Genomic DNA, 26920 nt, shown 5'->3' with positions numbered 1-26920 from the left:
CCCATTTATATCAATATCATTATAGTATAACCGAAGGAGGTAATCCAAGATGAAATTTACCGATGGCTACTGGCAGATCCGCGACGGATATCATGTGCAAAATCCGGCGGATATTCGAGATATTGTACAAAAGGGTGATTCCTTTACTGTATATGCAGCAACCAAACGCATTGAGCGCAAAGGCGATACGCTGAACGGAACGTTGCTCAAAGCAACCTACAGCTCCCCCATGCCTGATGTTATTCGTGTGCAATTGAACCACCATAAGGGAAAGGTCAATCCTGGCCCCGAGTTCGCATTGAACACGCTAAATACCGATGTGCAAATTGTCCAGGATGAGAACGGTGCAGAGCTGAAAAGCGGAAATCTTCGTGTAACCGTGGACAAAACAAAAGGCTGGGATATCGGCTTCCATTATAATGAAAAGCGTCTGACTGGCAGCGGCTGGAGAGGTCCGGCGTACATTGAATCAGCAACAGAAGGTACGTTCTTCCGGGAACAACTGGAACTGGGTGTGGGCGAGTATGTCTATGGTCTGGGTGAACGCTTTACCCCGTTTGTGAAAAATGGTCAGGTCGTCGATGTTTGGAATGAGGATGGCGGTACAAGCAGCGARCAGGCGTACAAGAACATTCCGTTTTATCTGTCGAACAGAGGATACGGTGTATTCGTTAACCATCCGGAGAAGGTGTCCTACGAAATCGCTTCCGAGAATGTATCGAAAGTGCAGTTCAGTGTACAGGGTGAGACGCTGGAATATTTCATTATTGGCGGTGCTAATCCAAAAGAGGTTCTGGATAACTACACCAAGCTTACAGGCAAACCGGCTCTTCCACCAGCATGGACATTTGGTCTGTGGCTGACAACTTCGTTTACTACAGATTATGATGAAGCGACCGTTAATCATTTTGTAGATGGCATGGCAGAGCGTGATCTGCCACTATCCGTGTTCCACTTCGACTGCTTCTGGATGAAAGAGTATCAATGGTGTGACTTTGAATGGGACAAAGATATGTTCCCTGATCCGGAAGGCATGCTGAGACGATTGAAGGAAAAAGGACTCAAAATCTGTGCGTGGATTAACCCGTATATTGCCGAGAAATCCATTTTGTTCGATGAAGGCATGGAAAAAGGTTATCTCGTCAAGACAGCGGATGGAAGTGTATGGCAATGGGATAAATGGCAGGCGGGCATGGGACTCGTGGATTTCACGAATCCGGAAGCGACTGCATGGTATAAAGACAAGTTGAAAGGCTTGATTGATCAAGGCGTGGACTGCTTCAAAACAGATTTCGGTGAAAGGATTCCGACCGATGTTGTCTACTATGATGGTTCCGATCCAGTGAAAATGCACAACTATTACACATTCTTGTACAACAAAGCAGTATTTGATGTGCTTGAAGAAAACCTGGGTAAAAACGGAGCGGCATTGTTTGCACGTTCCGCCACCGTGGGTGGTCAGCAATTCCCTGTACACTGGGGCGGAGATTGCTCGTCCAACTACTCGTCCATGGCAGAATCACTGCGCGGTGGATTGTCTCTCGGTCTTTCTGGGTTTGGCTTCTGGAGCCATGACATCAGCGGATTCGAAGCGACAGCCGAGCCAGATGTATACAAACGCTGGGTACAGTTTGGATTACTTTCTTCCCACAGCCGCCTTCACGGCAATGAATCATATCGTGTACCTTGGTTGTTCGATGAAGAAGCTGTCGATGTCGTGCGCGATTTTACGAAACTTAAACTTAGCCTGATGCCTTACCTGTTCAATTCTGCGGTAGAGTCCTCTGTACAAGGTCTGCCTATGATGCGGGCGATGGTGCTGGAGTATCCAGAAGATCCAACCTGTGCGACACTTGACTTACAATATATGTTTGGAGATTCGATCTTGGTCGCACCGATTTTCAACAAAGAAGGCGACGTGCGTTATTACCTGCCTGAAGGGACATGGACCAATTATCTGACAGGGGAAAAAGTTCAAGGTGGGCGCTGGATCAGTGAAAATCATGACTTCAAAACCTTGCCAATGATGATCAAACCGAACAGTTTGATCGCGGTAGGTGCGGTTGATAACAAGCCGGATTATGATTTTTCGGACAATGTATCCCTGCATTTATTTGAACTCGCGGATGGGCAGGCTGCGCAAGCGGTCGTTGTCAATCAAGGTGCTGAGCGTGAATTGCAAGTGAACATCACACGTAAAGGTTCGAAGCTGGAAGTTCGTGCTGAAGGTGCAGGCAAGCCTTGGAATCTCGTGCTTCGTGGCATTGATTCCGTATCCAGTGTGGATGGCGGATCAAAAGAAGCTGGCGAGCAAGGCATCATCGTAACTGCATCAGCAGGTGCAAGCAAGCTTACCATCGAGCTGTAACATGTTAGAATAGACAATAAAGGGACGGTGCCTTAGGGCGCCGTCTGTTTGTTTATTTAAACTGGAACATAGATAACACATTCGAGGAGAGAATGGAAAGAGGGAAACAATATGGCACACCAACACCCAAATCAACACTCAAATCAACACAAAGATCAAAAACAAAATTCGGGCTTACACAGTCCAATATCAACGGAAGTACTTAATTCATTAGTACACAAACATTTTGGGGATCACGTTGTCGTAAAAAAGTTTGGTTTACTGCAGGGCGGTCTTTTTAATACGACATATCGCATCCAACTAGAGCATGCGCCAATCACAGATATCATTCTGCGACTTGCTCCAGAACGTGTGCAATATCCAATGACTGAGAAGAGCGGAAAGCACATCGAGCGTGATCCCTTATTTTCGTTTGAACGCACAATGATGGCCGCGGAACCTATCATCTATGAGCATTACCGCGTAGCCGGCATTCCCGCACCAGAGGTGCTGGCTTGTGATGACAGCGCTCAGGATGTTCCGCGAACCTATATGTTTATGGCGTTTATCCCAAGCGTGCAGCTTGATCATGCGTCTATCGAAGAGAAAGACAAAAATCATTTGTATACCCAATTAGGCATGTATACAGCCAAAATGCATCGGATCGAAGGAGCATCATTCGGTTGGCCTCAGGCGGATGGCACGATTCGCGGATCGGAGCACTGGTCTGAAGTGTTGCTGGCTATAGCCGAAGAAACAAGCAGAAAGGCCGCTCAAATAGGGTATATGCCTGGTGTAGGAGAAGAAATTATGGCTATCTTCGAGCAAAATAAAGCTCTTTTTGATCAAATCAAGCAGCCTGTGCTTGTCCATAATGATCTATGGGCAGCAAATGTTCTCGTGCACGGTAAACAAGGGGAAATGAGCATTGCCGCTGTTATTGATGGAGATCGCTCGATGTTCGCCGATCGGGAATATGAGGCCATCCTCAATACAGATTCTGATGCATTTCACGCAGGTTACGGACGTCCCCTTGATCCATCACCGGAAGGACAAGCGCGCCGGCATGCATATCGACTATTGTCATCCTATTTTAATGCCTACGTTCATCAGCATCAGGTGGATCAGCCGGAAGATGGACGGATATTTGAGGAGCGCACGCTGGATTTGTTGGAAAAGTGGAAGAGTGGACAATTTCGCTAACGGAACCTATCCATTTTGACATATGCTGAATAATCGCCCCCAGATAAACCAACAATAACGCTGTTGTGTGTAGAATCTGCGAAGGTGGTTAGGGTATGTCTGATAAAAAGTGGGACCTCGTCGCACTTGCTTCTATCCCTGTCATAATGACGTTGGGAAACTCCATGCTTATACCGATTTTGCCACAGATTGAACGGGAATTGAAGGTATCTTCATTCAAGGTCAGTATGCTGATTACGGTATATGCGGTAGTGGCCATTCTGCTGATTCCGCTGGCAGGATATTTATCGGATCGATTCGGCAGGAAAGCCGTTATTATTCCCAGTCTTATCATTGCAGCGGTTGGAGGAGCTGTTGCAGGGGTTGCTGCATGGTTGATGAGCGGTAATATCGCCTATTGGATGATTCTTGGGGGAAGGTTTTTGCAGGGAGTGGGTGCAGCAGGCGCATTTCCAATTGTCATACCTCTGGTGGGGGACATGTTCAAGAATGAAGATGAGGTAAGCAAAAGTCTGGGCATCATTGAAACCTCGAACACCTTTGGCAAAGTGCTTAGTCCGATTCTGGGTGCGGCGCTGGCAGTATGGTTATGGTATTCGCCGTTTTTGGCGATTCCGGTGCTTTGTCTTATTTCGCTAATCCTTGTTATATTCCTGGTGAAAACACCGAAGAGGAAGGAAAAACGACCTACATTTTCGGAATTTGTTGCTTCCATCCGTGACGTACTCAAAGAAAAGGGACGCTGGTTGTACGCTTTGTTCGCAATCGGTGGAATTTGTATGTTTCTTATTTTTGGTGTTCTTTATTATCTATCTGAAACGCTGGAGAGTGAATTTGCGCTCAAAGGTGTAGTCAAAGGGCTAGTGTTGGCCATCCCTCTGGCATCGTTATGTCTAGCTTCATTTTTGTCAGGCAAGTGGATTGGTAAAAATAAATCACGCATGAAATGGCTTGGTTTTGCCGGACTAGCCTTGGTAACGGTATCGCTAGGGATCATCGGCATGTTCGATAATATTTACGTTGTAGTGGGATTGTTCACCCTAGGGAGTGCGGGTATCGGTGCTGCGTTGCCGTGTCTCGATACTCTAATTACAGAAGGTGTAGACAAAGAACAACGTGGTACGATTACAGCCTTGTTCAGCAGTATGCGTTTTATCGGCGTATCGCTCGGTCCACCCGTTGTTTCTTTGTTGATTGGTTCTTATCATTTTTTGCTTTTTGGCATTCTGGCTGCGTCAGGTGCTGTCGGAGGCTTGCTCACATTGCTCGCAGTGAAACCTAATAAGGGTGGAGAACCGTCTTCGAGTACTGGATCAAAGCAGAAGGATCAGGAGAGGCGAGATGAAGAGGACAAGCAGGAGAAGCAAGAGAAGCAAGGTGGTCAAGACGGTCAAGATAAGCTCAGTAAAAGGCGTGTGCAAGAAAGTGAAACCGATCAAGGCTACAGACCTTCACCCCTGCGCCGTAAAAAAAGTCCTTTTTAGTTTGGGCACCTGAATGATGCCTTACGTAAAAGGTTAATCTAAAAACGCGTCTACGTCCCGGCAAGCAGTACAGATACTTGCCAGATGTAAACGCGTTTTAGTTCTAACCTCATCACAGCTGATGAGGTTAGTTTGAAACTTTTCAAAAACACCTATGTTCCGGATAAGATTTATGTTGATAAACACTGTGAAGTGAAACGAAACTCCATTAGTTTCTTTTCTCCGAATCTGACAGTGAATCAACTGGGCCGGTTGATGGATTATTATCCGTGGCAGCAATATGGGTGTGTGATAACAGCGGATGCTTTTCGATCTGGAAGCTGCCGCTACGTTTACCCTGAATCAGATAAATTAGCAGGAACATAATCATAAATAAGACGGAGTAACGATACATTTCCGTATAACTTGTCAGGGAAGCGATAGCGCCGAGTAGAAGTGCACCCGTAGCAATGCCGAAATCAAGTGTGTTCAAGAACATCCCGTTCGCCATCCCTCTCTGAGCAGGGGAGACGACCTGAATCATCCAAGTCTGTATGGATGATTGCATAGAACCGTAACCAATACCATAGATAAAAGCAGCCACAAACAGGATGGGCATCGTCGTTGCCCAGGAAAGCATGAGAAGTCCAAGTGCGATACATATTGCCCCAGGAATCAATAAAGCTTTAGGACCTTTATTGTCGTAAATGCGACCGGCAAACGGTCTGACGATTAGTACAGCCAGTGCATTAAACAGGAAGAACAGCGCTGGATTAGCGAGATGTGCTTCTTTACCATACAAAACGATAAACCCAACTAATCCGCCGTAGGTAATAGATAACAAACCGTTCAGTACACTTGGCAGGATCAGTTTCCGGTTAAAAGGGGCCTTTGCTTTGGAACCTGGTTTGGCTCCTGAAACGGATACAACATCGCGAGCTACTTGCTCTTGTTGTGATGGCTGCGCCTTAGTAGCCTGGCGGGCCTTTGTCTGAGCTGCTTTCTTACGTGTAAGGCTGTAACTGAGTGGATAGATCACAGCGATCACTCCGGCAGTGCTGAGCATAAGGGTGACAAACCCAGCTCCTTGTAACAAAGTGACGCCGATAATCGGACCCATGGACATCGCCAGACTGGTGGACAAGCCAAAGTAGCCCATGCCTTCGCCCATTCGTTTGACGGGTACAATATCAGATGCCATGGTCGGAAATGCAGTGCTGCTGAGCCCGAATCCAACACCGAACACCATACGGAGCAAAAGCAGAACAGCGATACCCGCAGCAAAATAATAGCCAAGCGTAGCAAGCAGGGCTACAGATAAGCCAATATAGATCATTGCATTACGGAAACCCTTTTCCAGCGCTTTCGCAGAATAGAGTCGTGCCGCAATAGCGCTTAACGCAAACAGGCAAGTGAATAGGCTGACTTGAAATGCATTGGCATGGAATCGATCTTGTACATACGAAGGTAATGGTGAAACGATCATATGTAGTTGCAGGAATAATAGAAAATTACATAACATGAGTAAAATAAAATCGGTCGTCCATAATCGGACAGGTGCAGATTGGTCTTTCATGGTGAAACATTCCCCCTGAGTTGTGATAGTTACAGATTACGATTAATGAGGGAAAGAGTATGTTTAAATGCTTCCATCTGGTCTTCCGGTATACCTTCAGCAAGTTTTTTATTCATTTCTCTTTCGATTGGAACAAGCACATCGATTAATGCTTTGCCTTCTTTGGTAGGATAAAGCAGGTAGGCTCTACGATCCTGGTCACTCGTTCGACGTTCAACCCAGCCTTTTTTCTCCAGCAAATCGATAATTCGTGCGGTAGTAGGCTGGTCTTTGAAAACATATCCAGCCATTTCTTTCTGGTTAACGCCTTCTTTGCGCACCACATTAAAAAGCACAGAAAATTGTTCTGTGGTGATATCGTAAGGTTTAAATTGTGTTGCCAGCAGAGCAGCTGTTTTACGATGGGTGAGTCCGAGCATGAATCCAACAGATTGATCCAAAGAATAATCCATGAATGGATGAACCTCGCTTCCGTAAAAATATCTCTAAAATTCATATAGTTGTTATAACAACTATATGTGGAACAAGTACTTTTGTCAAAGGCAATTGTTGTGCCACAGGGGCAGAGCATAACGATGCAAAGCGTGAAAAATCCTGCTAGAATAAGCATGAAACGGCTTCCAAAGTAATAAAAAATTTGTTATGTAAGGAGCGTTTAACGATGTTGAAAAATATTCCTGCCATCCTTCCACCGGAGTTGCTCAAACTGATGTCCGAAATGGGACATGGGGATGAACTTGTGCTAACGGATGCGAACTTCCCGGCGGCCAGTCATGCACAGCGGTTAGTACGCTGTGATGGTATAGGCACCGCACAGCTACTAGAAGCGATACTAAAGCTCTTTCCGCTGGACACTTATGTAGAGCGGCCAGCAGCCGTAATGCAGGTGGTTAAGGGAGATCCGGTCATTCCGATCATCTGGGAAGATTACCGGCGGTTGATTGAAGAATACGAGGATATGAGCGATGCCCTGGATTACGAAAATCGCTTTGATTTTTATGAGCGGGCTGCCAAGGCTTATGTCATTGTAGCAACGGGAGAACGGGCTCAATATGCGAACCTCATTTTGAAAAAGGGAGTTATTTTCCCTGAACCAGAACCCGCTCAAGAGCGAATGAATTCAGAAACCTATTAAAAAAGTTCATTATGGCGACGGAGCTGGCGATGCGTTCGTCGCTTTTTACGTTTGCCTGAGCTTCAGTTTTTGTATATTTCCTTATGCTGAATTGAATCATCTTGAGATCAGGATGTTTGCACCTGATAGATAAATGCAAACTTTACTCCGGTTGATGAATGGGAGAAAGGTATGGTTTCTTTTACAATGAATTTAAGAGTGAAGGAAAAGGAATGAAAATATGAAGGGAATGAAGGGAATGGAAATTAGAGTTAGACAAGCAAAGCCAGATGATATTGCTGAGGTTTCCAGGCTATTTAATGAATACCGCATGTTCTATGGTCAGGATTCGGATTTGGAGAGAGCGTCCAGCTTTATACAAGAACGAATGAGTAATCAGGATTCGATTGTTTTCATAGCTGAGTGTAACGAAGGGAGAGAAGAAGGTTCATCCTCTGACGCAGATATAGATGTGAACACAGAGGTTGCCATTCAGGAAAAACATATCGAAGAATCAAGGGTGTCTGATACCGCCATGGGTTTGATACAGATTTATCCCAGTTATAGTTCCGTTTCGATGGGGCCGATTTGGATTCTGAACGACCTGTATGTGGATTCAAAGTATCGACAGAAAGGGATCGCCAGAAAACTGATGCAGGCGGTTATGGAACAGGCTAAGGAGCAACATATTCTTCGAATTTCGCTTTCTACAGCGATCAGCAATCAGCAGGCACAAGCCTTATATGAATCCGAAGGATATACACAGGATCAAAGCTTCATGTATTATGAATGTAACGTTTAGTGTGAAAATGAATCCTGATTAAAAATGCTACAATACATCATCTGTTGTTGACGGGATATGGAGGGTAACCAGATATGATGCAGTGGCTTGCCATGATAACAATGCTGATTGATCATATAGGAGCTGTTTTTTTTCCACATGTGATTGAACTCCGAATTATCGGTCGTATTGCTTTTCCAATCTATGCCTTTGCCGTATTTATCGGCTACAAGCATACACGTAACGTACAGAAATACATATGGCGGTTATTCTGGATCGCAGTGATTTCCCAAGTGCCGTTTATGGCTGCGTTTAATCATTTTTCGCTGAATGTCGTCTGGACCCTCTGGTCGGCATTGTTGGTACTGCTGGCTTTGGATCGACTTCCTTCGAAGCTGATCAGTATCCCGATTGCGATCGGGGCAGGACTGGTTATGGAATGGACACACATGGACTATGGCATGTATGGTTTGATATTGGTGTTGTTATTCCGCTATTTCAAAGGGCCTGTGCTGGTTATGGCACATGTCATAATAAATGTCCTTTACTTGATGTTGCACCATAGTTTTCTGCAGATGTATAGCGTGCTTGCAACAACCGGTATTGCTATCGCACAGCACTACCAGGCAGGTTTTCGCTTGAAAGGGCCACGATGGATCTGGCGTTATTTCTATCCGGCTCATCTGGCGATCATTGCGGTGATTCGTTGGATATAGAGCTGAGAAGTGGCTCAAGGTCAGAAGCACCGTCTGTGGACGAATGTAATGACATGATTCATAGCCTTCTCATTGGTGGGCAGTAAAAAAGCCAAGTTCTTGCCGTAATTGGCGAGAACTTGGCTTATTATTTTAGTTCCAGTTGCTCTTAATCAGTGTTCAAAACCCGTTTACTCTGCCACCTTCGTTGTTCCATAATTCGGTCGAATCGGTGCTGGGAAATAACCGATCTGAACAGCATAATCCAACATGGTATGAATGAAACGATCGTCGGTCTTGGCGCAGAAAATTCCGGCTGGTTCGACATATGCCGTCGTAACAGGTGATGCGTAGGCATATGCTGAATCTTTAGCTCCATCACCTTCCAACTGGGCAATTGCCAGCTGCAAAGCTTCCGGTTCTTTTGCTATGCTCGCATCAAATAACCAGCTGTTATAGTCTTCAAATGGCATCGTTTCGACGTCATAACCAGCACGCTTCACGGCTTCTACTAATGTGTCATATCGAATCGGCTCCGGATTACAGATGTGGAACACACGTCCAGCTGTATCCTGACGCAAGGCAAGATGTACGATCGCTTCACTGGCATAATTGATCGGAGTAAAGTCCATCAGCCAGTCCGCGGCAGGGGCCTTGCCCAGCAACAGCATCGCTTTGATCATCCGGTAGATGGCGTTGCTATCGATATTTGTCTGAAAACGACCGGTATGAGAATTGCATGTCAGGTTGCCAGCACGGTAGATGCTGATCGGCACACCTTCTTCTGCAGCGGTCATGAGTACTTTCTCTGCCTCGAGTTTACTGTCTGAGTACACGTTGTCCACATGCAGATCTTCCGGGAAACGGTCATATTGCAATGTAGATTCCCATTGTCCGCTGAGGGCCAGATCTTCAGGTATGCCCATCGTGGATACATGATGGAACGAAGCCCCTTTTTTGTGACGTATCAGGTTTAACAAAGCAACTGTACCTTCGACATTGGTTTTAGCGAACTGTGCCGCCTCCCCGAAATGACGAACATCAGCCGCACAGTGAATGATACGATCGATTTTTGTCTCAAGGAAACGTTGCTGGTCGCYGGAAAGCCCCAGATTTTTTTCCTCCAAATTTCCCTCAACAATAACGACACGATTCACAAGCTGGTCAGCAAGTTGTTTGCCGAAATAACCCTGCATCACTTTGCTCAAACGTTCCATTGCTGTCATATCATCGCTTGGGCGACGAACAAGGGCGTAGATGCGTGCCGAAGACGTTACAATTAACTGCTGCAATACATGCGAGCCGAGATAACCGGTTGCACCAGTCAACAGCACATGTTCAGGCTGAAGAATGTCCGGGTAACCAAGCTGGGAAGACAGTTCCACCGGATGTTCGGAAAGCTGAGTGATGATGCCATCTGCAGTGGATGTCAGTTTAGCTGGTTCACGTTGTTCTGATAAGAAAGCTACACGTTGAGCAAGCGCACGAATTGTTTTTTCAGCAAAGAAATCGGCGATTTTCAGCTGTGGATAATGTGGTTTCAGAAGAACCAATACGTGGATGACACGCAAGGAGTCACCACCAATACTGAAGAAACTGTCTTCGACACCAAACTCCTCATGCTGTAGAATCTCCTTCCATGCATGGAAGAGAACAGATTCCGTTTCTGTTTCGGGCATCACGCGGTCTTGCTGCTCGGTATGACGTTCAGCATGTGGCATGGATACCATAGCTTTGCGATTGATTTTTCCTGTTGGAGCAATCGGCATCTCATCCAGCTGGCAGATCCACTTCGGTACAAAGTATGATGGAAGCTTCTCTGAAAGTGCTGCTTTGATATCAGCTACGGAGAGGGTGTTCCCATCTTTGGACGTAAAGTAGCCTACGAGCATGTTTTGGCCGTCCGCTTCCTTTTTCGCAATAACGGCAACGTCTTGAATCTGCTCCAGTCTTGCCAAATGATCTTCGATCTCGCCGATCTCGATCCGGTGTCCCCGGATTTTGAGCTGAGAGTCACTGCGTCCCACATATTCCAATAATCCTGTATCCAGCAATTTGGCAATATCACCGGACTTGTAGATTTTCTCACCCATAGCAAAAGGACTATCAATAAAGGACTGTTCCGTCCGCTCTGGCTGATTTAAGTATCCTTTGGCAAGAGCAGGAGTGGCAATATATACTTCACCAGGTACACCTACAGGGCAGAGTTGCTGCTCTTCGTTGACAATGTATATTTTGTAGTTATGAATAGGTCTGCCAATTGGGATGTTAACGACGTGTTCTGGAACTTGCTCACTAATTCGGTGTGTAGTGGTAGCCACTGTGCATTCAGTCGGACCGTACACGTTAACAATGTCAATCTGGTTGCCAAATTTGCGTTGGAAAGCCCGAACTTGCTCCCCATACAGTGCTTCTCCGGCTACGGTGATGATGCGCACTTTTGCAAGCTTATGAAAGCCTTCATCTGAAAGATAAGAGGCCAGTTGATTGAAGAAAATGGTAGGCAAAATCGTAATGATCGTTGTGCCCGTTCGCTCAATTGCACTTGCAAATTCTTCAATAGATACCCGTTCTTCCGCAGACAAGAGATAAAGCTCAGCGCCATAGAACAGAGCGCCGATGGTGTCCCATACCGATGCATCGAAGCTGTATGTGGCAAACTGAGTTAATACATCGCCGGATTGAATGTCGCAGTCACGCTGTACAACACTGCCCAGATTGGTCACACCTCGGTGGGCGATAAGTGCACCCTTCGGTTTGCCAGTAGAGCCTGAAGTATAGATGACATAAGCGAGATCATCTGGTTTGATATCCAGGTTGGGGTTGCTGGCAGCAAATCCTGCGAGCCGTCCGTCTACGGAAAGAATCTGACGCACCGTAGAAATGCTGGAGAATAATTCTTTGGCTTGATTAAACGAGGCCTCGGTTGTCAGTACAAACGGAGAGGCTGTATCTTCGACAATGTAGCTGTTCCGTTCTTGCGGATGTTCAGGATCAATCGGCACATAGGCACCGCCTGCTTTAAGAACACCGAGCAACGAAATAATCGTATCCAGGCTGCGATCCATAAAAATGCTGACGAATTCACCTTGCTGCAATCCGTTTGAGATTAGAACACGAGCCACCTGATTTGCACGTTCATTCAACTCACGATACGTATAAGCTGCTGAAAGTGAAGTGATCGCCGGGGAATCCGGGTACGCTGCGGCAGTTGCTTCGAACCAGCCATGAATCGTTGAATGGGCTGGTTCAAGAACTGCCGTGTCGTTCATTTCTCGATAGATCAAACGGTCTGAAGCCGAGAGAATGTCTACTGCGCCAATTGCTCTACCATCATCCCGCAAGAGAGCGAGAAGCAATGTCTGAAAATATTCTGCATACCGCAAAAGAGTTGATTCTTGTAATAACGAACGGTCATAAAATAGATCGAGTATCATTTCATCCTGATCATAACGAACGTTCCAATTCATCACCTGAGGAGCCTGAGGCAATTGTACGCTGTTCAGCATGAACAATGTCTCAGGATATCCTCCGGTTTGTTGTGTATAGGGAATCTGAAGCTGCTGCGTTATCTGTGTAAGTAGCTCACTGAAAGTTGTGTTACCTTGAACCTGTATTGAAAGATAAGAAGCAGCCTGATCCGGAGCAAGTACTCCGATCGCTAGCTCTTGTTCAGCAGACAATCGGAATAACAAGGCTGCATAAGCTGAAAGGAATGCAGGGTACACCATCTGTTCCTCAAACTTCTGTTTAAGTTCACGACTCAATGACGCTTCCAATGTGATATGAGTAGACTCATAAGAGAATGTTTGCTGGCGACGTCCATAATCCAATGGAATCTGAAGAACAGGTAAGCCAGATTCCACGGAGTGGGATAATGATTGGTTTTCAATCACTTCAGGTATCCTCCTTGGTTGTAACTGAATGTTGGTTTATTTTTTATTTTTGCTTGCTTACATTGAAATGAGAGATTAGTTCCTGTAGCTCTTGAGACATATCATTCAGTCGAGTGGAGGAGTCTACCAGTGTAATCAGAGATGCCTTTTGCTCGTCCACAGATACAGAAATCTTCTCGCTGCTATCCGCTGTCTTGCTTACACTTGCAGACAAGTCGTCGGCTGTTGCGGTCATTTCTTCTGTGCCAGCTGAAATTTCCTGAGTTGCACTTGACACTTCCTGAATCTGATGGGATACCTTTTTAGCTGCTTCAAGGATTTCATCGAATAATTGACCGGTCTGATCTGCTACAGAGAGGCCTGTATCTACTTCAGAAGTACCTTGTTCCATGGCTTGCACGGCTTGTTTAATACCGGCTTGAATTTCTTGAATCAATACGCCAACCTGACTGGTTGCCTGTTCGGACTGTTCGGCGAGCTTACGTACTTCGCCAGCAACCACCGCAAAACCTCTTCCTTCTTCACCTACACGAGCAGCTTCAATGGATGCATTAAGAGCGAGCAGGTTAGTTTGGCTCGATATCCCTGAGATAATGTTTAGGATATCTCCGATTTCCTGTGAACGGCTCTCCAGCACTTCGATTGCAGAAGCCGTATTTTTCACGGATTGAGTAATCAGGTTCATTTGTTCAGATACTTGACGAACCACAGTGTTACCTTGCTGTGAACGACGCTCCATCTCATAGGCTTCATCCGCAACACTTGCGGAACTGCTCGCAATGGTCTGAATTACGGTAGCCATCTCAGACATTGCGCGTGCGCTGTCACGGGTAGCTTGCTCCTGTGTGCGGATATTGGAAGAAATATGAGAGACGTTACTATTAATGGTGTCTGCGTTGTCACTGTTGCGTTCAGAGACTTCATAGAGTTCCTTCGCGGATTGATTCACTTCCTGAGAAGTGATTTGCACTTTTACGATAGTGTCGTTGATTCGGCGTACCATGACGTTGAATTTCTCGTTAACAAGTCCCAGATCATCTTTTCCTGTCTGGATGTTGACATCCAAATTACCTCTGCTGACTTCATCAATGCCTTTGATCAGATGACGAATCGGAGAGAGGGTATTTTTAACGACCAGGTATTGAATAATGAGGAACAGCAGCAAGAACGCCACGAGAATAATAATTCCATTTAATAACAACGAGTTCAGACCTGCAGGAACTGCTTTGGCATCCGCATCCACAGCGAAGTAAGCGAAAATCTTGCCGTTGTTGTCTTTGATTGGATAAGCAATGGTTGTCCAGGTTCCGAAGTCATCAGAATAAAAGGTGGTGAACGTTGGACGATCGGTATTCAGCATTTCTTTCAGGGCATTGGCTACAACGACCGGTTGTTCGTACATATCGCCAATATTTACGTTGTCGCTCTGAAAAGCCTCTCTCAGGTTCGTTGGCATCGCAACAAGGGAAGTTAACCGTTTGTTGTCGCCGCCAAGCTCCACACCAAAGATATAGGCTTGTGCGATGTTAGGATAATATTTTTGCATTTCATCAAAATAGGCTCTTAGTTTCGTCTGTGCAGTACCTTCGTAGCTACGTTCTGTGATTGCAGTTTGTACATCTGCAGGATTAATATCTTGGGCCCACTTTTTCGTAATCTGTGCTACTTGGCCATGAAGCTGGTCGACGAGAACCGTTCTTTGAAAGTAATAACTGCTTGCAATCAAAGCCACGCCGATAATGATAATGTTGGTAAATGATAGCAATAGATTTTTGGAGAAAAACGACATGTTTTTCCAACTCAATGATTTCACTAAACTCCACTCCTGATCTTCTATAAAATTAAAAATCTGTAAGGTGTGCTTACGGTGTAAAAAAGTTACTTCATTCAGTCATCTCCTCCTAGGGGAATATGAGACAATGGTCTTGGTTATTGGTTGCTATGCAAGACTTATGTACCTTTTGGAACCATGTGTGTCTAATTATTAAAACACATCTATTACTATTATGTCGTGTGAAATGTCGTTAAATTGAATAGTTTTGTTAAAACTTTTTTAATTTTTTACGTATTTATGGACATAGCATTCTTTTTATAGGTAATTAGTACTGTTTATTATTAAAAATTGCCATTTTTTAGTTTCATTCTGTATTCTATAACATAGCGGGAAAATTTACACCATTTATCATCAGAAAATGGACTCATCTGGCTTGGAAGCATGGATATACATCGGATGAGGTTTTATCTATAATAAATACATATGGTTTCATACAAATTAAGAGCAGGCGGGGGTTAAATAATGAATCTGAAGCAGATTGCGGCAGAACATGCGGCAACGTTCGTTGAAGATGGAATGAAGGTTGGTTTGGGTACAGGCTCAACTGCATATTTCGCGATATGTAAAATTGGGGAGCGGGTACAAGCAGGTCTGAATATTCAGGCAGTTGCTACCTCAGAGGCTTCGGACAAGCTGGCACGGGAATGGGGGATTCCGATTATTCCTTTTGACCAGATCGGACGATTGGATCTGACGATTGATGGAGCGGACGAAGTTGATCCGGAGTTTAACCTGATCAAGGGCGGTGGCGGAGCACTTCTGCGTGAAAAAATAGTTGCTGCGAACAGCAATAAACTGATTATTGTTGCCGACGGTAGCAAGGCTGTACAAAAACTTGGGAAATTTCCTTTGCCGGTTGAGGTCGTACCTTTTGCCTCAGAATGGACCTTTCAGACGCTTGAAAAAATGGGATGTCAGCCGAAGTGGCGAATGAACGGAGAAGAACAATACCTAACGGATAACGGAAATTTGATTGCAGACTGTCAGATGGGAGCCATTGCTGATGCAACCGAACTTAACGTGCAACTGAATATGCTGCCAGGTGTCGTGGATAATGGACTATTCGTGAATATGGCAGACGTTGTGATCATCGCGAAAGAAGATGGCACTATAGATGAGCTTCACCGTCCGCAATGAATTTATCGGAGAGTGGGTGTCATGATTTAATATGAAAGAACTGCCCCTTAGAGATGATGAGCTTGTTCTTCGCGTAGTGGAACAAGACGACATTATTAAACTTTATGAGCTGATCTACAGTGATGACGATCCTGAATGGAAGAAATGGGATGCACCTTATTATCCTCTGGAGCCTGTTCATTACGATCAATACGAGCGCAATACGCACGCACGGTTGAAAGCAGATCAAAAAGCAGGACGTCCGGAATCCATCCGGATCATTGAAGCAGACGGAGAAATCGTGGGAATGATTAGCTATTATATCGAAGATCCGCTATCCATGTGGCTGGAGATGGGAATTATAATCTACAAACCTGCCAGATGGGGGCGGGGGATTGGTACACGATCACTACATATGTGGGCAAGTCATTTGTTTGAACACATGCCTATTGTGAGAGTTGGACTGACTACTTGGTCCGGCAATGAGCGAATGATTGGGGCTGCTGCAAAGATAGGACTGCAGATCGAAGGGCGGATGCGGAAATGCCGGGTCGTTCTTGGGAAATATTATGATTCAATTCGAATGGGCATGCTGCGTGAGGAATGGGAACAGAAGTTATCCGGCGAAAAGGACGGAAATGTATATAACTGATGGAGGATTATAGAAATGCTGAACAAGGAGGATAACCGGGAGCTGTCATTGCAGTTGTTTGTGGTTCTTATTCGCGCTTACAACTCAGTGACATCACGTTCCAATCGGGACATCCAGGGCCATGGACTCAATTCCACAGAATTTGGTGTACTTGACTTGTTATATCATAAAGGACCACAGGCCTTGCAAAAGATTGGTGAAAAAGTGTTGATGTCCAGCGGCAATATTACGTATGTTGTTGATAAGCTGCAAAACAAGAATTTACTGTTTCGGCGTCCCTCCAAGGAGGATCGTCGGGTAATATATGCTGAATTAACGGAAGAAGGAAAACGGTTATTCACGCAAATATTCCCACAGCATCATCAAGTCATTATCGACATTTTGGAGGGGCTTGACCCTACCGAAAAGGTGGATGCGATACGTCTGCTGAAGAAGCTTGGACTTGCAGCAGAAGGCAAAACGGACCTGCGTTTATAACGTAGATCCGTTTTTTTTTTGTGTCTTCAACGTGCTTCGGATACTGGCTATGTGGCTTGCGTATGGCTGCATAATATAGGAAGATTGTTTTATAACGTCGAAAGTATATACACCAGCTTCATGTATAATAGATTAGCAGAGTTGCCTTGAATGGAATTATATGAACAGAATCATATAAACGGAATCATATAGATGAAATAGATTTGTGCGTTAGCAGGATGTAGAAAAGGAGGAATGCATCGATGAGTCATCGGGAGGCTGGAGAACGTTTACTTCAGAATGCAGGGATCTTGGCTGAGAAAATAACCGAAATGCAGTATCGATTGCAACCCGACTTAATGGAGCGTTTCGGTCCGATTGGGAAAATAAGAACCAAACAGGACTCACAGTACAGTCTGAGCTATCTGGCAGAAAGTGTGCTTGTGAAAAGTCCCAGCTTGTTCACTCACTATATATCATGGTTAAAAGTGCTGCTTGCAGGTTACCAGGTATCGGCAGAGGATCTGGGAATGAACCTTCAGCTGATCAAAGAGGCATTAAATGAACAATTCGAACAACCGCATCGTGAGTTTCTATTGGAATATCTGGAGATGGGGATCGATGTAACGAAGAAAGTGGAAACCCAATCCAGTTTTATTCATGCATCAATGCCCTACGGAATGGAAGCTGATGTTTATTTGCAATATCTGCTAAACAATCAGCGGAGGGAAGCTTTTGAAATTATCGAGTCGGAACTGGATGGCGGAGCATCGATCCGTGATATGTATCGGTACATTTTTCAGCCTGTTCAATATGAGATTGGTCGGCTGTGGCAACAAGGCCAGATTAGTGTAGGTCAAGAGCATTTCTGCACAGCAGCAACGCAATCATTTATTTCACGGTTGTATTCCAGATGGATGATCGGGCCGAATCAGGGTAAAAAACTCGTCGCAGCCTGTGTGGGGAGTGAACAGCACGAGGTTGGGCTGCGAATGCTCACGGATGTATTTGAAATGGAAGGCTGGGATACGTATTACCTCGGCGCTAATGTTCCCAATGGAAGTATTGTGGAAGCAATCAAGCAGCATAAGAGTGATGTTATAGCGATTTCAGTGACAATGACTTTTCATCTTCATCTGGCTAAAGAGTTAATCGAACGTATACGTAGCCATGCTGAAATAGCCCATGTCAAAGTGATGGTAGGCGGTTATCCGTTTAATATAGACAAAGATTTATGGCGAACAGTTGGTGCTGACGGTTATGCACCTGGAGCGGACGAGGCGGTTGCCATTGCTGAGCGTATGCTTATTCATCCGGTATCGCTTGACAGCGTAAGTAAGGTAATGGAATAGGAAAGGGCTGAAGTGATGCCTAATGACAATGAAGAGATACAGAGACTGCGCAGAACGATCGAGCAGTTATCGGATCAACTGATTCGAACCAAAGAACAAGAGGAGCGAACACTGTCGGCATTTTCGGATATGAACAATGAACTGGTCACGCTTCAGCGGCAGCTGAGTAAGAATAATGCTGGTCTTGAGACGGCACGCCAGCAGGCAGTGGCATCTGACGAATCTAAAAGTGCTTTCATGGCGGTCATCAGTCACGATTTCCGCACACCGCTGAACGGAATATTGGGAATGGCAGAATTGTTAGCATTGTCGCCTCTATCGGCGGAGCAGAAGGAATCAGTAACCGTTATCCAGGAGGCGGCCAAACTTCTGCTCAAATTAATTCAGGATCTGCTGGATCTTTCCAAGCTTGAGGCAGGACAGGTGCGTCTTGAGCAGGGAGAAGTGAATCTTCAGGAAATTCTGGATCACATCTTCCGTTTGCTTAAGCCGCAGATTGATAAGAAAAGAAACCAGTTTGTGATTGATTGTGATTCGGAAATCGCCGCTGTACTTGAAGGGGATTCCACCCGAATTACACAAATACTGATCAACCTGATTCAGAACGCTAATAAATTTACTGCCGATGGTTCAGTTAAGATGCGGGTTAAACTTGTGAACCAACATGCAAGTAAACAGCTTGTTCGGTTCGAGGTGCATGATACTGGTATTGGCATTTCAGAAGAAGATCAGGCTCGTCTATTCCAGCCTTATATGCAGACAAAACAGGGACGTTTGAAGGAATATGAAGGTACAGGTCTTGGCTTGTCGATCTGCAAGTCACTCGTTACTCTAATGAATGGACAGATTGGCGTTGAGAGTAAAGAAAGAGAAGGTTCCACTTTCTGGTTTGAGCTTGAACTTGGACTACAGATGGCCGAAAGCGGAAAGATTGCCGGACAAACGGGTGGAGACGAACCTTCGGTGAATCCAGATAAGTCTGCGGAGGATTCTAGTACCTTGCCGATTTTGCTGGCTGATGATAATGCCATTAACCGTCAGCTTGTCCAGCTGCAACTCAAAAAGCTTGGTTTTCCAGAGCTTGAATGTGTATTTAATGGGGAAGAGGCTGTAGATGCGTTTCGTCATAAAAAATACAGCCTGATTCYGATGGATAGTATGATGCCGGTCATGGATGGAATCGAAGCTGCTCTTCAGATTCGTACAATTGAGCGGGATGAGATGCGCCAACCAACGCCGATAATTGCAATGACTGGCCATGTCATGCAAAGTGAAAAAGATAAGTGTTATGAGGCTGGAATGAATGATTTTATCGGCAAGCCGTTTACATTGGAGGTGCTGGGCTCAATCATTCGGAAGTGGCACTCTGCATCGAAACCCGTGCAGATTCTAAATATGAACGTGGTTCGTGAAATTGCCGAATTAAACACGGATGGCAGTCAAACGTTGCTCAGTATGCTACTGGAGATGTATCGTGCAGAAACGCCGGGGAAAATCGAGGACTTGCGCAGACATGTGGTTTCAGCCGATCATGAGGCCGCAGCCGAGACAGCACATGATTTAAAATCCGGGAGTTTGAGTCTCGGCATCAGTTACCTTGCAACCTTGTTCAGTCAGATTGAGGAATTCGCTAAGCAAGAGCAAACTCATCAGGCTGAGCCTTTGCTTGATAAGCTTCTTCCCGCGTATCAGGCTGCGTGTAGTGCGCTCCAGCAGGCTAATAAGAGTTGAAATATGCCATAATACGGTTGTATTATTATACCGAGTCGCTGTACCTTATCGACAGCAAGGGAGGATCTATTTCATGATATTTTACGGCCTGGCGGCTCTCATTATAATCATAACGGCTCTGTTGTGGGCCGGGGGACTCTATTTCTTCAAGACAGCCATTCGGCGTACACCGAAAACATTTTTGGTAGATAATCCAAATCTGAAAACGGAAGTAGACGATGAACTGATCAGCAGTGCTGCGGATCTACACTGGCTTGATGCTCAGGATAGCAAGACTATTACGATTCAGTCTCAGGATGGACTCAGGCTCTCTGGCATCTGGCTTCCATCCAAGAACCAATCTGCACAAACGGTTATTTTGGCCCATGGCTACTCTGGAAAAGGTAGAGAAATGGCGGGATTCGCCAGATTTTACGCCGAGACGCTGGGTTATCATGTATTGATGCCGGATGATCGTGGACATGGTCAGAGTGAAGGAGAAATCATCGGGTTTGGCTGGTTAGACCGGAAGGATTATGTTCAATGGGTCGGTTGGGTACTGGAACATGTAGGTATGAATACGGATATCGTTCTACATGGTATATCGATGGGAGGAGCTACGGTACTGATGACAGGCGGTGAGGAACTGCCCTCTCAGGTTAGAGCCATCATATCGGATTGTGCGTATACCTCGGTGGAGGAGGAATTGACGTTTCAGTTGAAGCAGCTGTACAAACTGCCTGCCTTTCCATTCATTCCGGTTACCAGTTTGATCACAAGATGGAAAGCCGGATACTCATTTAAAGAAGCATCGGCTTTGAAACAACTTGTTAAAGTAGGCGTTCCGGTGCTGTTCATTCATGGGGAAGCGGATACCTTTGTACCAACGGATATGGTCTATCGTTTGTACGAAGCTTGTCCCACCGATAAGGAATTGCTGACGATTCCTCGTGCAGGCCATGGCACTGCCTTTCAGGTGGATGGTAAGAAATATAAAGCGGTGCTTGACACTTTTTTGCAGAAACATATGCCATACCGAGAGGGATCAGCCCACTGATTCCCTAGGTATTGTTGAGTTCTCAGTTATGGATTAACTAACAAACCTAGATTTCACTTGGAGGTAGAAGACATGCCACGTTTTTCAAGAGAATGCTCGTATTGTCATAAACCTATGGGAGCGGATGAATTCAAGTGTAAGTCATGCGGCAACATGGTCACGACCAAAACGTCCAAGCCCGAACAACCTCACATGATGGAGTACGAACAATCTGCACTGGATCAGTACTCGATGGGGATACTTGTGATCATGACATTGTTTTTTGCTCCCATTGCCATGACCGTCGGTGGAGTGCTGTTGTTTAATGACCATGCCAGTAAACGGGATGCAGGGAAAATTCTTGTCACTGCAAGTATGATAATGATGATTATCTATCTGATTCTTTTCTTCGTTTTTGTGTGAAGGTTACTGTAAAGGTCTAAATCCATTGCAGGAGGTACCGGAATGCGAGATGAACAATTTGAGGCTGCTCGTCAAGCGGAAGCGGGATATCATTCTAACTTTTATCAAAACAATGAATTGTTTGAAGACGGAACATGGATGTCCAGACCCATGCCTATGGTGATGGAGATGTTGGAACGTTTGCTTGTTCATAAACAAGAATTACGTGTGCTTGACCTGGGATGTGGTGTCGGCAGACATACGATTCCGATTGCACAACGTCTGGTAGATACAAACAGCGAGGTTATTGGCGTCGATCTACTGGATGAAGCGGTAGAGGGTCTTCGCAAATATGCGAAGCAGTATCAGGTGGATCACATCGTACAGGCTGAAAAAGCAGACGTCGAGCATTATCAGGTTCAACCAAATGCTTTTGATTTTATTGCGGCGTGTTCCTGTCTGGAACACACATCCAGCAAAGAGGCCTTTCTTGAAGTAGTAGAGCGGTTACAGGCGGGAACCCGGATCGGAGGCATCCACTGTATTACGATGAGCACCAGTGTCGAGGAAAAGGAAATCGAGACCGGCCGTCAGATCGAGCCGTTGATTGAGTTGAATCTGTCGACATCCGAGGCCATTGTGCTGCTGGAGCAAGCCTACGAGGGGTGGAACATCCTATTACAGGAGCATGTGACCCAGACGATCCAGGAAGAGAAGTATGATGAACCAACAGAGTTCCGTTGTGAGCTGCTTCGGTTTGCGGTACAGAAAGATTAATGGACTTGTCTTGAACTTTGCAAAATTACAGTCTACAATACGATAACGGGTTGAGAACGCCTTTATTATCGCAGGGTTAAATAAGCTTGGTCCGAGAAGTATGTATATTGGAGGAATAGATTTGTTGAAAAATTTGAAGCCACGACTGCAGGAACCAGAAGTACAGGAGTTGTTGTCTTACGCTGTCTTTCCTGACCCGGAAAAGGTTAATCAGACGGTACAGCAGTATGTGACACAAAGTAATCTGTTTCTGACTGGATATGAGGACGAAGAACAGCTGGTCGGTCTGATTGGCTATGAACATACAGGAGCGAGTGAAATTACCATTCGCCATATTGCCGTGCTGCCGGAGAATAGGTTCAAGAACTATGGTCGGGGCATGATTTCTCAGCTTCTTGCAGAGTACAATCCAGATACTTTGATCGCAGAGACGGATCAGGAGGCAATAGAGTTTTATCGAAATACAGGATTTGTCGTCTATAGTCTTGGAGAGTTGTATCCAGGAGTAGAGAGGTTCCGTTGTGTTCTTGAAAAGGAAGAGGATGAGGACGACGTATAACAGGGTTTTCGCGTAATGCATTCAGCATATAATTGGACATAAAGAAATCAGATAGGATATTTGGCTTGGCATATGTGCTGAGCCGGATGTCCTGTTTTTTTTGTTTTAAAAATAGGAAATAAGTATTGCTCTCGAACATAGTTTCATTATAGAATAGTTTTGCTGATGAATAGTTCGTTAGATGAACTAGTTTTGGAAGGAGGAACGTACATGAACACGCCAGATGCCAAAAGTTTGGTGAATCGTTATCTGGACGCTTCGTTTTTGGTGACCAAGCGATTTGATACGCGGATACGCGAAAAGGTGGGCCAGACGGTCACAACCGATCAGTTCTGTGCTCTGCGTCTCATTCACGAGAAACCTGCCTGCACCCCATCGGATCTCGCAGAGCTTCTATGTGTAGGCAAGAGCAGCATTACGGCTCTGGTTAACAAGCTGGCTGACCGAAATCTGGTGCATCGAACAGGTGATGAGCGTGACCGCCGTGTTATCTATCTGACTTTGACGGATGCTGGCCTGCAGATGTACAAGGAGACCGAATTGGAGATTCAGAAGCTGCTGGAACCTTACCTGAAACATTTTACACCGGAAGCGGTTCAAAACTTTATTGATTCATTTGAGAAGCTGGCAGCACTGCTAACACAAGAAGAAGGGCTGGAGAAGCAATGAGAGCGATATTAAAAGGGCGCTGGTGGATCATGGGGCTGTGGATTGTAGCCGCCGCTGTATTGATGTTTACCGCGCCAAACATGAGCGAGTTGATTCGTGAAAAGGGACAGTTTTCTGTTCCGGAAGGATATTCTTCCACCAAAGCGGCAGCGATTCTGGATGAAGCGGCGGCCCAAAATGGGGAACAAAAAGGGACCTCCATCGCACTGGTGTTTTATAATGCGGATGGTCTTGGAACAACGGGCAAACAAGAAGCAGAAAAGGCAGTCAAACTACTCGAAGCCGATAAGCAAAAACTCGGCATTTTGTCTGTTCTGGAGCCTTTCTCCCAGCCGGAACTGTCGGACAAAATGATTTCGAAGGATGGCAAAACCATTCTGACCTCGCTCTCGATTGAGATGGGTGATCGCACGGTCAAGGAAATGCGAAATGACCTGAATGGCGCGCTGAAATCAGTGAATGTTGAACATTATATTACAGGTAAAGGTTTGATTGATGAGGATACGATTGAGAGTTCTCAGGAAGGACTTAAGAAATCGGAGTATATTACGGTTGTTTTTATTTTACTTATTCTTTTCGTGGTATTCCGTTCGTTTGTAGCTCCATTTGTACCGCTGCTTACGGTGGGTATCAGTTATATCGTATCTCAGCAGATTGTTGCGTTCCTGGTAGATGGGGTTAACTTCCCGCTCTCCACGTTCACACAGATCTTTATGGTTGCAGTCATGTTCGGGATTGGAACGGACTACTGTATCCTGCTGATCAGCCGGTTTAAGGAAGAGCTTGCGCACCATGAGAACACATGGGATGCCATTATTGCTACATATCGCACCGCAGGTAAAACGGTATTTTTCTCCGCTTTGGCGGTATTGGTTGGATTCGTGGCAATCGGCTTTGCCCAGTTTATGCTGTACCGCTCTGCGGTAGCCGTAGCCGTGGGGATCGCCGTGATGATGCTGGCACTTGTAACGATTGTGCCATTCTTTATGGCTGTGCTGGGCAGAAAATTATTCTGGCCATCCAAAGGTTCACTGGAACATGCCGAAAGCAAAATCTACGGGGCAGCAGGGAAGTTTTCCCTTAAACGTCCGTGGGCAGCGCTGCTGATTGTTGCAGCAGTCACTGTGCCTCTTCTCATGACATATGACGGGAAGTTGTCATTTAACAGCCTTGACGAGATCGGTGACAAATACGATTCGGTTAAAGCGTTTAACATTATTTCGGATAGCTTCGGCCCAGGTGAATCTTTGCCGGGTCAGATCGTCATTCAGAACGACGAAACGATGGATAATGCAAAATATATGGCTGTAGCAGAGAAAATCAGCCGCGAAGTAGAGAAGGTTCCCGGGGTTGCAGGCGTTCGTAGTATGACACGTCCAACAGGGGATGAGATTAAAGATTTTGAAGTAACCAAACAAGTAGGTACATTATCTGATGGTCTGGGCGAGGGCAAGACAGGTCTGGACAAAATAAGCGATGGTCTTAGCAAAGCTAGCAATGAACTTAGTAAAAATGAGCCTCAACTTAAACAAGCGGCTAGTGGTGCTGGAGAGCTGACTAAGGGCACAACTCAGCTGCAATCGGGTATTACACAGCTCAGCGATGGACTAAAACGTATTGAAAAAGGTATTCGGGACGGTTCATCTGGCGCAGGGGATCTGAAGGCTGGACTTCAACAAGCCAAAACCAGTGCAGACCAGCTTGCCAAAGCGAATAACCAGTTGTTGCAGGCCTATCGTCAAGCTGGAGCAGGGGTTGCTGCGCTGGGTGATGGAACGAAGGAACTGGAACAGCAATTGACAGGTATTTCAACAGCCTTGACGAGTCTGACCGCATCGTTCTCTGCCCTGGAAGAGCGTTTCCCGGAGTTGCAGCAAGATGCCAACTATCAACGCATCAAAGGCACGATTGGCCAAACCGGTTCAGGTACAGCACAGCTTGCGCAGGGACTGAACCAGATTCAGACGAATCTGAGTACAGCTGCAGCTGGCATTAATCAGGCCAATGAAGGTTTTGCTTCTGCTGCATCGGGACAGAAGGCGCTGGCTGATGGCCTGGGTCAGATTGTATCAGGTATTGGTCAACTGGAGACAGGACTGAAACAGGCTGCCAATGGTCAAGGTAAAGTCATCAAAGAGATTCCTTCCATCCAGAATGGTCTGGGTCAACTTCAGGGAGGACAGGAGAAGATCCAGAAGGGCTTCTCGGATCTCAGTGGTCAATTATCGCAACTGACAGATGGCTTGAATCAAAGTGTAGATGGAATCAAGAAGGTAGCGGGCGGTCTCGATTCCGCTCAGGATTACCTGACACAACTGCAAAATTCACCGGATTCGGATCTCGCAGGCTGGTACGTACCTGAAGAAGCCTTGAATAATAAGGACTTCAAAAAGGTGTTTGATACGTATCTGTCGAAAGATCGCAAAACAATGACGCTGGATGTTATTTTTGCAGAAAATCCGTATGGTACAGAAGCGATTGACCGTGTGCCGGATATCGAAGCTGCAGTACATCGTGCAGTTCAGGGCAGTGCGCTTGAAAAAGCAGACGTTGCCGTGGGCGGTGTAACCAGTACGTTTGCAGATTTACAGTCGATTTCGAACAAAGATTACACACGTACCGTTATGCTGATGCTCGCAGGAACATTTATCATTTTGGTAATCCTGCTTCGTTCTGTCATCATGCCGATATATCTCATTATTTCGCTACTGCTTGCGTACTTCACATCAATGGCACTTACGGAAGTGGTCTTTGTGAATATTATGGGTTATGCCGGGATCAGCTGGGTTACGCCATTCTTTGGATTCGTTATGCTGATTGCGCTTGGCGTGGATTACAGCATCTTCCTTATGGATCGTTTTAACGAAAATAAAGGCATGAGAGTACAAGATGCGATGTTATACGCGATGAAAAACATGGGGACCGTTATTTTGTCTGCAGCGGTTATTCTCAGTGGAACTTTCGCCGCGATGTACCCTTCAGGGGTGCTCTCGATGATGCAAATTGCTACCGTTGTGCTTAGTGGTCTGATTTTGTATTCCCTGTTATTCCTGCCATTCTTCGTGCCTGTAATGGTGAAGACATTTGGTCGGGCCAACTGGTGGCCGTTCCGGAATAAGGAACAGTCGGAATCTTCCGAATCGAATCATACCATTGGCATGTAATCATCTGATATGTAACATTATTGATATATTGATATTTCATATGGAAGGGAGGCTCTGCCGCATGATGCGGTGGGGCTTCTTTTTTTTCTTTTTCATATTATAAATAATGGACACAAAG

The 26920-nt window shown here is 45.6% G+C and carries 21 protein-coding genes; 17 read left to right on the top strand and 4 right to left on the bottom strand.

Going from position 1 to position 26920, the window contains the following annotated elements; genetic code table 11:
* The first annotated feature begins 49 nt into the window (after positions 1-49).
* From yicI to AB4Z30_RS22440, 3 genes are all read left to right on the top strand, one after another.
* Positions 50-2368, top strand: a complete 2319-nt coding sequence (gene yicI, locus AB4Z30_RS22450) for an alpha-xylosidase (RefSeq protein WP_441929684.1) — start codon at positions 50-52, stop codon at positions 2366-2368.
* A gap of 111 nt (positions 2369-2479) precedes the next feature.
* Complete coding sequence (locus tag AB4Z30_RS22445; protein ID WP_441929683.1) at positions 2480-3550, top strand: phosphotransferase family protein; 1071 nt, start codon at positions 2480-2482, stop codon at positions 3548-3550.
* Between the two features lie 95 nt (positions 3551-3645).
* Positions 3646-5034 (top strand): MFS transporter, encoded by a 1389-nt coding sequence (locus AB4Z30_RS22440; protein WP_441929682.1) that lies wholly within the window; start codon positions 3646-3648, stop codon positions 5032-5034.
* A gap of 208 nt (positions 5035-5242) precedes the next feature.
* Here the strand turns inward: AB4Z30_RS22440 and AB4Z30_RS22435 are convergent, their stop codons facing one another.
* Positions 5243-6589 (bottom strand): MFS transporter, encoded by a 1347-nt coding sequence (locus tag AB4Z30_RS22435; protein ID WP_441929681.1) that lies wholly within the window; start codon positions 6587-6589, stop codon positions 5243-5245.
* A 29-nt stretch (positions 6590-6618) separates the two neighbouring features.
* A complete protein-coding gene (locus AB4Z30_RS22430) occupies positions 6619-7041 on the bottom strand; it encodes a MarR family winged helix-turn-helix transcriptional regulator (RefSeq protein ID WP_441929680.1) in 423 nt (140 codons plus the stop codon).
* A 209-nt stretch (positions 7042-7250) separates the two neighbouring features.
* On the opposite strand from AB4Z30_RS22430, the gene AB4Z30_RS22425 reads away from it, so the two are divergent.
* From AB4Z30_RS22425 to AB4Z30_RS22415, 3 genes are all read left to right on the top strand, one after another.
* Positions 7251-7724: an RbsD/FucU family protein gene (locus tag AB4Z30_RS22425; protein WP_441929679.1), complete on the top strand. Its 474-nt coding sequence runs from the start codon at positions 7251-7253 to the stop codon at positions 7722-7724.
* A 238-nt stretch (positions 7725-7962) separates the two neighbouring features.
* Entirely contained in the window at positions 7963-8505 is a 543-nt protein-coding gene (locus AB4Z30_RS22420; protein WP_441929678.1) for a GNAT family N-acetyltransferase, read from the top strand.
* A gap of 74 nt (positions 8506-8579) precedes the next feature.
* Positions 8580-9200: a TraX family protein gene (locus tag AB4Z30_RS22415; RefSeq protein ID WP_441929677.1), complete on the top strand. Its 621-nt coding sequence runs from the start codon at positions 8580-8582 to the stop codon at positions 9198-9200.
* 170 nt (positions 9201-9370) lie between these two features.
* Here the strand turns inward: AB4Z30_RS22415 and AB4Z30_RS22410 are convergent, their stop codons facing one another.
* Positions 9371-13075 carry a non-ribosomal peptide synthetase family protein gene (locus AB4Z30_RS22410; RefSeq protein ID WP_441929676.1) on the bottom strand — a complete coding sequence of 1235 codons (3705 nt, stop codon included), beginning with the start codon at positions 13073-13075 and terminating at the stop codon, positions 9371-9373.
* A gap of 43 nt (positions 13076-13118) precedes the next feature.
* Positions 13119-14864: a methyl-accepting chemotaxis protein gene (locus AB4Z30_RS22405; protein WP_441929735.1), complete on the bottom strand. Its 1746-nt coding sequence runs from the start codon at positions 14862-14864 to the stop codon at positions 13119-13121.
* A 507-nt stretch (positions 14865-15371) separates the two neighbouring features.
* Between AB4Z30_RS22405 and rpiA the strand changes: the two genes are divergently transcribed.
* From rpiA to AB4Z30_RS22350, 11 genes are all read left to right on the top strand, one after another.
* On the top strand, positions 15372-16046 hold the full coding sequence (gene rpiA, locus AB4Z30_RS22400) for a ribose-5-phosphate isomerase RpiA (protein WP_441929675.1): 675 nt from the start codon (positions 15372-15374) through the stop codon (positions 16044-16046).
* Between the two features lie 31 nt (positions 16047-16077).
* Positions 16078-16677, top strand: a complete 600-nt coding sequence (locus tag AB4Z30_RS22395) for a GNAT family N-acetyltransferase (protein WP_441929674.1) — start codon at positions 16078-16080, stop codon at positions 16675-16677.
* A gap of 15 nt (positions 16678-16692) precedes the next feature.
* Entirely contained in the window at positions 16693-17154 is a 462-nt protein-coding gene (locus AB4Z30_RS22390; protein ID WP_441929673.1) for a MarR family winged helix-turn-helix transcriptional regulator, read from the top strand.
* Between the two features lie 242 nt (positions 17155-17396).
* Positions 17397-18485, top strand: coding sequence for a cobalamin B12-binding domain-containing protein (locus tag AB4Z30_RS22385; protein WP_441929672.1), 1089 nt, complete (start codon positions 17397-17399; stop codon positions 18483-18485).
* A gap of 15 nt (positions 18486-18500) precedes the next feature.
* Entirely contained in the window at positions 18501-20216 is a 1716-nt protein-coding gene (locus AB4Z30_RS22380) for an ATP-binding protein (RefSeq protein WP_441929671.1), read from the top strand.
* Between the two features lie 73 nt (positions 20217-20289).
* On the top strand, positions 20290-21252 hold the full coding sequence (locus AB4Z30_RS22375) for an alpha/beta hydrolase (protein WP_441929670.1): 963 nt from the start codon (positions 20290-20292) through the stop codon (positions 21250-21252).
* Positions 21253-21324: 72 nt separating this feature from the next.
* Entirely contained in the window at positions 21325-21654 is a 330-nt protein-coding gene (locus tag AB4Z30_RS22370) for a hypothetical protein (protein WP_441929669.1), read from the top strand.
* A 42-nt stretch (positions 21655-21696) separates the two neighbouring features.
* Complete coding sequence (locus AB4Z30_RS22365; protein WP_441929668.1) at positions 21697-22410, top strand: class I SAM-dependent methyltransferase; 714 nt, start codon at positions 21697-21699, stop codon at positions 22408-22410.
* A 121-nt stretch (positions 22411-22531) separates the two neighbouring features.
* Complete coding sequence (locus AB4Z30_RS22360; RefSeq protein WP_441929667.1) at positions 22532-22969, top strand: GNAT family N-acetyltransferase; 438 nt, start codon at positions 22532-22534, stop codon at positions 22967-22969.
* A 210-nt stretch (positions 22970-23179) separates the two neighbouring features.
* Positions 23180-23638, top strand: coding sequence for a MarR family winged helix-turn-helix transcriptional regulator (locus AB4Z30_RS22355; RefSeq protein ID WP_441929666.1), 459 nt, complete (start codon positions 23180-23182; stop codon positions 23636-23638).
* Complete coding sequence (locus AB4Z30_RS22350; RefSeq protein WP_441929665.1) at positions 23635-26802, top strand: MMPL family transporter; 3168 nt, start codon at positions 23635-23637, stop codon at positions 26800-26802. Before AB4Z30_RS22355 ends, AB4Z30_RS22350 begins: the two co-directional genes overlap by 4 nt.
* The last annotated feature ends 118 nt before the right edge of the window (positions 26803-26920 follow it).

The organism is Paenibacillus sp. 2TAF8, assembly GCF_052114825.1.
Lineage (GTDB): Bacteria > Bacillota > Bacilli > Paenibacillales > Paenibacillaceae > Paenibacillus.
The sequence above is the reverse complement of the archived record's forward strand: the minus strand, read 5'-3'. Positions and strand labels throughout refer to the sequence as shown.